Here is a 6,817-nt window from a genome sequence, read left to right as displayed (position 1 = left end):
GTGCGTGAAGGCACTCCCCGGCCCGTTGTCCTTGTGCGCGGCGCGCGGCGGCTACTTGCCGGCGATCAGCGACAGCCCGTAGAGGACGGCCCCGCCGCACAGCGCGAAGCAGACGTACGCGCCGGCCAGGGCGAGCCTGCCGCCGCCCGGGGCCCCGGCGCCCCCGCCCTCACGGGCGGCGCTCACCGCGGCCTCGCGGCGGGACAGCGCCAGGATGCCGAGCGCGAACACGGCGACCACGGCGACGGTGATGCCGAAGCTGACCCCGGCGGTCTGGGCCAGGGCGTTCCACTTGATGTGCATGGTGAGTGCTCCTCAGCCGGCGGCGCTCAGGCCGCGACCGTGGTCGAGGCGGGGGTGGGGGCGTTCGTGGTACCGGCCGGTGCGACCTCGACCGGAGTGACGTCGTTGACGTTGTCCGCGCCGACCGGCTGGCGGCGGGAGATCAGCCACATCGCACCCGCGCCGGCCACCAGCACGGCGCCGACCAGCGCGACGCCCCAGCTGCCCTGCTCGGCCAACAGGGCCGCGCCGCCGGAGACCACGGCGGCGGCCGGCAGGGTCAGGCCCCAGGTGTAGACCATGCGGCGGACCATGCTCCAGCGCAGCTCGCCCTTCGGGCCGCCGAGGCCGGCGCCCATGATGCCGCCGGAGCAGACCTGGGTGGTGGAGAGGCCGAAGCCCATGTGCGAGGACGTCAGGATGACGGTCGCGGCGGCCGACTCGGAGGCGAAGCCCTGCGGCGGGCGGATGTCCGCCAGGCCCTTGCCCATCGAGCGGATGATCCGCCAGCCGCCCATGTAGGTGCCGAGCGCGATCGCGCCGCCCGCGGAGACGATCACCCAGGTGGGGGGCAGCGCGCCGTGCGGCAGGGCGCCCACCGAGACCAGGGTCAGGGTGATGATGCCCATCGTCTTCTGGGCGTCGTTGGTGCCGTGCGCGAGCGAGATCAGCGAGGAGGAGAACACCTGGCCGGTCTTGAAGCCCTTCTCGGTGGCCGCGGCGTCGCCCTTGCGGGTGATCACGTAGGCCAGCTTGGTGGCGCCCCAGGAGGCCAGGCCGGCGACGAACGGCGAGGCGACGGCCGGGATGAGGATCTTGGTGATCACGGTGTCGAAGTTGACGCCGTTCATGCCGACGCCGACGATCGTGGCGCCGATCAGGCCGCCGTACAGGGCGTGCGAGGAGCTGGACGGCAGGCCGCGCAGCCAGGTCAGCAGGTTCCAGAGGATCGCGCCGGCCAGGGCGGCGAAGATGATCTCGGGATGGACGCCGGCCTTCTCGTTGACGATGCCGCCGGAGATGGTGGTGGCGACCTTCACGGACAGGAACGCGCCCGCGAAGTTGAGCAGGGCCGCGATGGTGACCGCGACCTTCGGACGAAGGGCTCCGGTCGCGATCGCGGTGGCGGCCGCGTTGGCGGTGTCGTGGAACCCGTTGGTGAAGTCGAAGGCGAGCGCCGTGATGATCACAACGGCCACCAGGAACGAGATGTGTTCCATACCCAAACAATCGTCGTAGTTGTCGCACGGACGTTGATGACGTCGCGACCGTAGGTCTGTTTGGTAAACGGAAGGTGAACTGGATCGGGAATCGTGGTTCCGGCGGTTGACTCCCGGTGACCATTGGCTTTCATCGGAGTGACCTGGGGCGCGCTGAACTGGACGTTAGCGAAGAACATGCCGGTTCGACCCGGTTTGCTGAGAGCTGTCTCACAGATCAATCGAGAATTAACCTCCCGGTCCGCACGCGCCCTGTTTCCGGCGAGTAACCCGTGGGAGGATCTGCGGGATCCGGGAAGCCGGGACAGGGGCAGTGCGCGGCGGGGAGGACCAGGCCATGGGCGGGGCGGCACAGAGAGCGGAGACGGCACGCGTACGGCCCTGGGTGCGGGCGGCGCTGCGCTGCGGAGCCGTCCTCGCGGCCGCGGCACTCGCACTGCCCGCGGGCGCGCAGGCCGCCTGGGCCGCACCCGACCCGGGGGCCGGCCAGAGCGTCGCCGGCGGTGACCCGCTCGCTGCCGCCAAGGCCACCCTCGGCCCGATGCTCGACCGGCTGCACGCGCTCTACCAGGGCGCCGAGGCCGCCACCGAGCAGTACAACGGCGCCGTCGCCAAGGTGACGGAGCAGCAGGCCTCGCTCACCGACCTCCAGGGCCGGCTGGACCGCCAGCAGAAGCAGGTCGACGCGGGCACCGACATCGCCTCGCAGCTCGCCGCCGCGCAGTACCGCAACGGGGCCGCCTCCGCGTACGCCGAGCTGCTGCTCTCCAAGGACCCGTACGAGGCGGTCGTCATCGCCGAGCTGCTCGCGTCGGCCAGCCGCTCGCAGTCGGAGTTCCTGGACAGGCTGAAGAGCGACCGGGACGCGCTGGACGGGTTGAAGAAGCAGACCGAGGAGGCGCTGAACACCTCCCGGACGCTGGTCGCCGAGCAGGACGCGGCCAAGGCCAAGGCGGCCGCCGACCTCGCCGCGGTCGAGCAGATGGTCTCCTCGCTGACCGGCGCCCAGCGGGCCGAGCTGGAGCAGCTGGAGAAGACCAAGGCGGACGAGGCGCAGCTCGCGTTCCTCGCCTCCGGGGCGCTCGGCAAGGGGGAGCGCACGCCCTCCCTGCAGGGCCGCGGGGCCATCGCCTTCGCGCTGGCGCAGCTGGGCAAGCCGTACCTGTGGGGCGGCACCGGCCCGGCCTCCTACGACTGCTCGGGCCTCACCTCGCAGGCCTGGCTGCACGCGGGCAGGCCGATCCCGCGCACCAGCCAGGAGCAGTGGGCGCAGCTGCCGCACGTGGCGCTCAACCAGCTGCGGCCCGGCGACCTGGTGGTGTACTTCCAGGACGCCTCGCACGTCGGGATGTACATCGGCGGCGGGCTGGTCGTGCAGGCGCCGCGGCCCGGGGCGTTCATCAAGATCTCGCCGGTCGGCTCGATGCCGATCCTCGGGGCCGTCCGGCCGGACCCGTCCGGCGCGGCCGACGACGCCGGCGGCGCGTGGAAGGTGCCCGACCTCCCGACGGGCTGGGACTCCGTCACGCCGATCTCGCCGAGCCCGGCCAACCAGGCGCCGGCCACGCCGGCCCCGGGTGGAGCGGTGACGCCGCCGACCGTGCCGGGTACGCCGACCGGGACGCCGGGCACGCCGACCGACCCGGGGACGCCGTCCGGCGGCACGCCGACCCCGACGCCGACCGGGACGCCGACCGAGCCGGGCACGCCGACCCCGACGCCGACCGGGACGCCGGGCACCCCGAGCGGGACCGGCACGCCCACCCCGACCGGGACGGGCACCCCGACGGGGAACCCGAGCGGCACCGGTTCGGCGACCGCCTCGGCCCCGGGCAGCGCCACGGCCACGCTGCCGCTCGGCACGCCGACGCACTGATGAGGCCATGCGGAGGCCGCCCCACGTCCGGTGACGTGGGGCGGCCTCCGCGCTGTCCGGGGCCGGGCGGCCGGCGGGGTGTGCTCCGGGCGGCTACTCGCCGCTGTCGGGGGCGAAGCGGATCACGACGGCCTTGGAGGTGGGGGTGTTGCTGATGTCGGCGGTGGAGTCGAGCGGCACCAGGACGTTGGTCTCGGGGTAGTAGGCCGCCGCGCCACCGCGGGCGACGGGGTAGTGGACGACCCGGAAGTGCGGGGCGCGGCGCTCCACGCCGTCGCTCCACTCGCTGACCAGGTCGACGTACCGGCCGTCGACGAGCCCGAGTTCGTCGGCGTCGGCGGGGTTGACCAGGACCACCCGGCGGCCGCCCTTGATGCCGCGGTAGCGGTCGTCGAGGCCGTAGACGGTGGTGTTGTACTGGTCGTGCGAGCGCAGGGTCTGGAGCAGCAGCCGGCCCGGCGGGACCTCGGGGGCGGTCAGCGGGTTGACGGAGAAGTTGGCCTTGCCGGTCGCGGTCGGGAAGGTGCGGGAGTCCCGGGGGCCGTGCGGCAGGGTGAAGCCGCCGGGGCGGCGGACCTTGTCGTTGTAGTCCTCGAAGCCCGGGACGACGCGGGCGATCCGGTCCCGCAGGGTGTCGTAGTCGGTGGCGAAGTCCTCCCACGGCACGGTGTCCTGCGGTCCGAGCACGGTGCGGGCGAGCCGGCAGACGATCGCGGTCTCGGAGAGCAGGCCGGGCGCCGGCGGGCGCAGGCCGCCGCGCGAGGCGTGCACCTGGCCCATCGAGTCCTCGACGCTGACGAACTGGGCGCCGCGCGCGGTGACGTCCCGGTCGGTGCGGCCCAGGGTCGGCAGGATCAGGGCGCGGGCGCCGGTGACCACGTGCGAGCGGTTGAGCTTGGTGGAGACGTGGACGGTCAGCCGGCAGCGGCGCATCGCGGCCTCGGTGACCTCGGTGTCCGGGGTGGCCGCGACGAAGTTGCCGCCCATCGCGAAGAAGACCCCGACCTTGCCGTCGCGCATCGCGCGAATGGTGTCCACCGCGTCGAGGCCGTGCTCGCGCGGCGGCTCGAAGCCGAACTCCCCGCCCAGTGCGTCCAGGAAGGCGGTGGTGGGGCGCTCGAAGATGCCCATCGTCCGGTCGCCCTGGACGTTGCTGTGTCCGCGCACCGGGCAGACCCCGGCGCCGGGGCGGCCGACGTTGCCGCGCAGCAGCAGGAAGTTGACCACCTCGCGGATGGTCGGCACGGCGTGCTTGTGCTGGGTGAGGCCCATCGCCCAGCAGACGATGATCTTCTTCGAGCCCAGCACCAGCCGGCCGAGCTCCTCGATCTGCTCCCAGGGCAGGCCGGTCGCGGCGAGCACCTCGTCGCGGTCGGTCTTCCGCGCCTGGGCCTCGAACTCCTCGAAGCCGTGGCAGTGTTCGGCGACGAAGGCGCGGTCGACGCCGTCCTGCTCCAGGACGATCCGGTTCAGCGCGCGGAACAGCGCGAGGTCGCCGCCGAGGCGGATCTGCAGGAAGAGGTCGGTCAGCTTGGTGCCGTGGCCGACCAGGCCGCGCGCGTGCTGCGGGTTCTTGAACCGCTCCAGGCCCGCCTCCGGCAGCGGGTTGACGCTGACGATGGTGGCGCCGGCCCGCTTGGCGCGCTCCAGCGCGGAGAGCATCCGGGGGTGGTTGGTGCCCGGGTTCTGACCGGCCACGATGATCAGGTCGGCCTGGTAGAGGTCCTTCAGGCCGACGCTGCCCTTGCCGACGCCGAGCGTCTCGGTGAGTGCCGAGCCGGAGGACTCGTGGCACAGGTTGGAGCAGTCCGGCAGGTTGTTGGTGCCGAGCCGGCGGGCGAACAGCTGGTACGCGAAGGCGGCCTCGTTGCTGGTCCGGCCGGAGGTGTAGAAGGCGGCGCCGTCCGGGGTGTCCAGGGCCTTCAGCTCCTCGGCGATCAGCGCGAAGGCGTCGTCCCAGGAGACCGGCGTGTAGTGGGTGGCGCCCTCGTCGAGCAGCATCGGCCGGGTGAGCCGGCCCTGCTGGCCCAGCCAGTAGCCGGAGCGCTCGGCCAGGTCGGCGACCGGGTGGGCGGCGAAGAACTCGGCGCGGATGCGGCGCTCGGTGGCCTCCTCGGCGACGGCCTTGGCGCCGTTCTCGCAGAACTCGGCGGTGTGGGTCCTGTCCGGCTCCGGCCAGGCGCAGCCGGGGCAGTCGAAACCGTTCGGCTGGTTGATCTTGAGCAGGGTGGACAGGGCGCGGCGGGCGCCCATCTGCTCGGCGGCCATCCGCAGACTGTGGCCGACGGCGGGCAGCCCGGCGGCCGCGTGCTGGGGCGCGGACACCTCGGGGGCGTCCTGCGCCGGGTCGCTCTGCGGGGCCTGCTTGGCCATGGCCGCTCTCCTCGGGCTCTGCTGGTCCGAGCCGCCGCACCGTCGCGGGGCTGACGGCCCATCCTTCCACCCGGGGCCCGTCGCGTGGAGCCCCGCGGGGTCCGCGAACGTCGGGGAGGCAGGCCCTGGCCGTGTCGGGGGAGGGCCGTCGGTAGAGTCTGGGCGTCATGGCGGGAGGGGAGGGCGCGTGCGAGTCGGGGACGTCCTGGACGGCCGGTACGAGCTGGTGGAGAAGCTCGGACAGGGCGGGTTCGGGGTGGTGTGGCGGTCCCGGGACACCCGGATGGGGCGGCCGGTGGCGGTCAAGGTCATCGGTCACCACGGCGGCGACCGGGCGAAGGCCGCGCTGCGGTTCGTCCGGGAGGCCGGTGCGGCCGGCAACCTCTCGCACCCGCACATCGTCACGGTGCACGACCTCGGGCAGTGCGAGCTCGGCGGCCAGGAGGTCACCTACCTGGTGATGGAACTGCTCACCGGGCGCACTCTGACCGAGGTGCTGCGGGACGGGCTGCCGGAGCCGGAGCAGAGCCTGCGCTGGGGGCGGCAGATCAGCGGCGCGCTGGCGGCGGCGCACGACGCGGGCGTGGTGCACCGGGACATCAAGCCGGACAACGTGATGATCACCGACGCCGGGCGGCTGAAGGTGCTGGACTTCGGCATCGCGCAGCTGGACACCGGCGCGGGCGGGCTGACCACCACCGGGACGATCGTCGGCAGCCCGGCGTACATGGCGCCGGAGCGGTGGACCGGCGGCCGGGTGGACGGCCGGGCCGACCTCTACGCGCTGGGTTGCGTGCTGGTCGAACTCTTCACCGGGGCGCGGCCGTTCGGCGGGGACTCGACGCCGGTGCTGATGTACCAGCACCTCAACGAGGCGCCCGCGCCGCTGGACCCGGCGCAGTTCGGGCTGCCGTCGCAGGTGGCCGGGCTGGTCGCGGAGCTGCTGGCCAAGGATCCGGCGGACCGGCCGGCCGACGCCCGTACGGTCGAGCGGCGGCTCGCCGCGCCGGCCGGGTGGCAGGGCGGCCAGGCGGCCGCGGCGGCGCCGGTGCCGACGGTGGTGGAG

Annotated in this window: 5 protein-coding genes; 2 read left to right on the top strand and 3 right to left on the bottom strand. The window is 73.6% G+C overall.

What is annotated here, in order from left to right; translation table 11 throughout:
* Positions 1 to 51 precede the first annotated feature (51 nt).
* Complete coding sequence (locus ACFU7Y_RS37035; protein WP_224283521.1) at positions 52 to 303, bottom strand: hypothetical protein; 252 nt, start codon at positions 301 to 303, stop codon at positions 52 to 54.
* A 26-nt stretch (positions 304 to 329) separates the two neighbouring features.
* A complete protein-coding gene (locus ACFU7Y_RS37030) occupies positions 330 to 1,502 on the bottom strand; it encodes an inorganic phosphate transporter (protein WP_224283522.1) in 1,173 nt (390 codons plus the stop codon).
* 337 nt (positions 1,503 to 1,839) lie between these two features.
* Here ACFU7Y_RS37030 and ACFU7Y_RS37025 point away from each other — a divergent pair, with 337 nt between their 5' ends.
* Positions 1,840 to 3,378 (top strand): C40 family peptidase, encoded by a 1,539-nt coding sequence (locus ACFU7Y_RS37025; RefSeq protein WP_380770988.1) that lies wholly within the window; start codon positions 1,840 to 1,842, stop codon positions 3,376 to 3,378.
* A 93-nt stretch (positions 3,379 to 3,471) separates the two neighbouring features.
* On the opposite strand, the gene ACFU7Y_RS37020 is transcribed toward ACFU7Y_RS37025, so the two are convergent.
* On the bottom strand, positions 3,472 to 5,751 hold the full coding sequence (locus tag ACFU7Y_RS37020; RefSeq protein ID WP_224284913.1) for an FdhF/YdeP family oxidoreductase: 2,280 nt from the start codon (positions 5,749 to 5,751) through the stop codon (positions 3,472 to 3,474).
* 187 nt (positions 5,752 to 5,938) lie between these two features.
* Here ACFU7Y_RS37020 and ACFU7Y_RS37015 point away from each other — a divergent pair.
* Positions 5,939 to 6,817 (top strand): serine/threonine-protein kinase (locus ACFU7Y_RS37015; protein WP_380770987.1); only part of this gene is annotated, 879 nt, incomplete at its 3' end.

The organism is Kitasatospora sp. NPDC057542 (assembly GCF_042801945.1).
GTDB lineage: Bacteria > Actinomycetota > Actinomycetes > Streptomycetales > Streptomycetaceae > Kitasatospora.
This window is presented reverse-complemented; position numbering and strand designations above follow the sequence as displayed.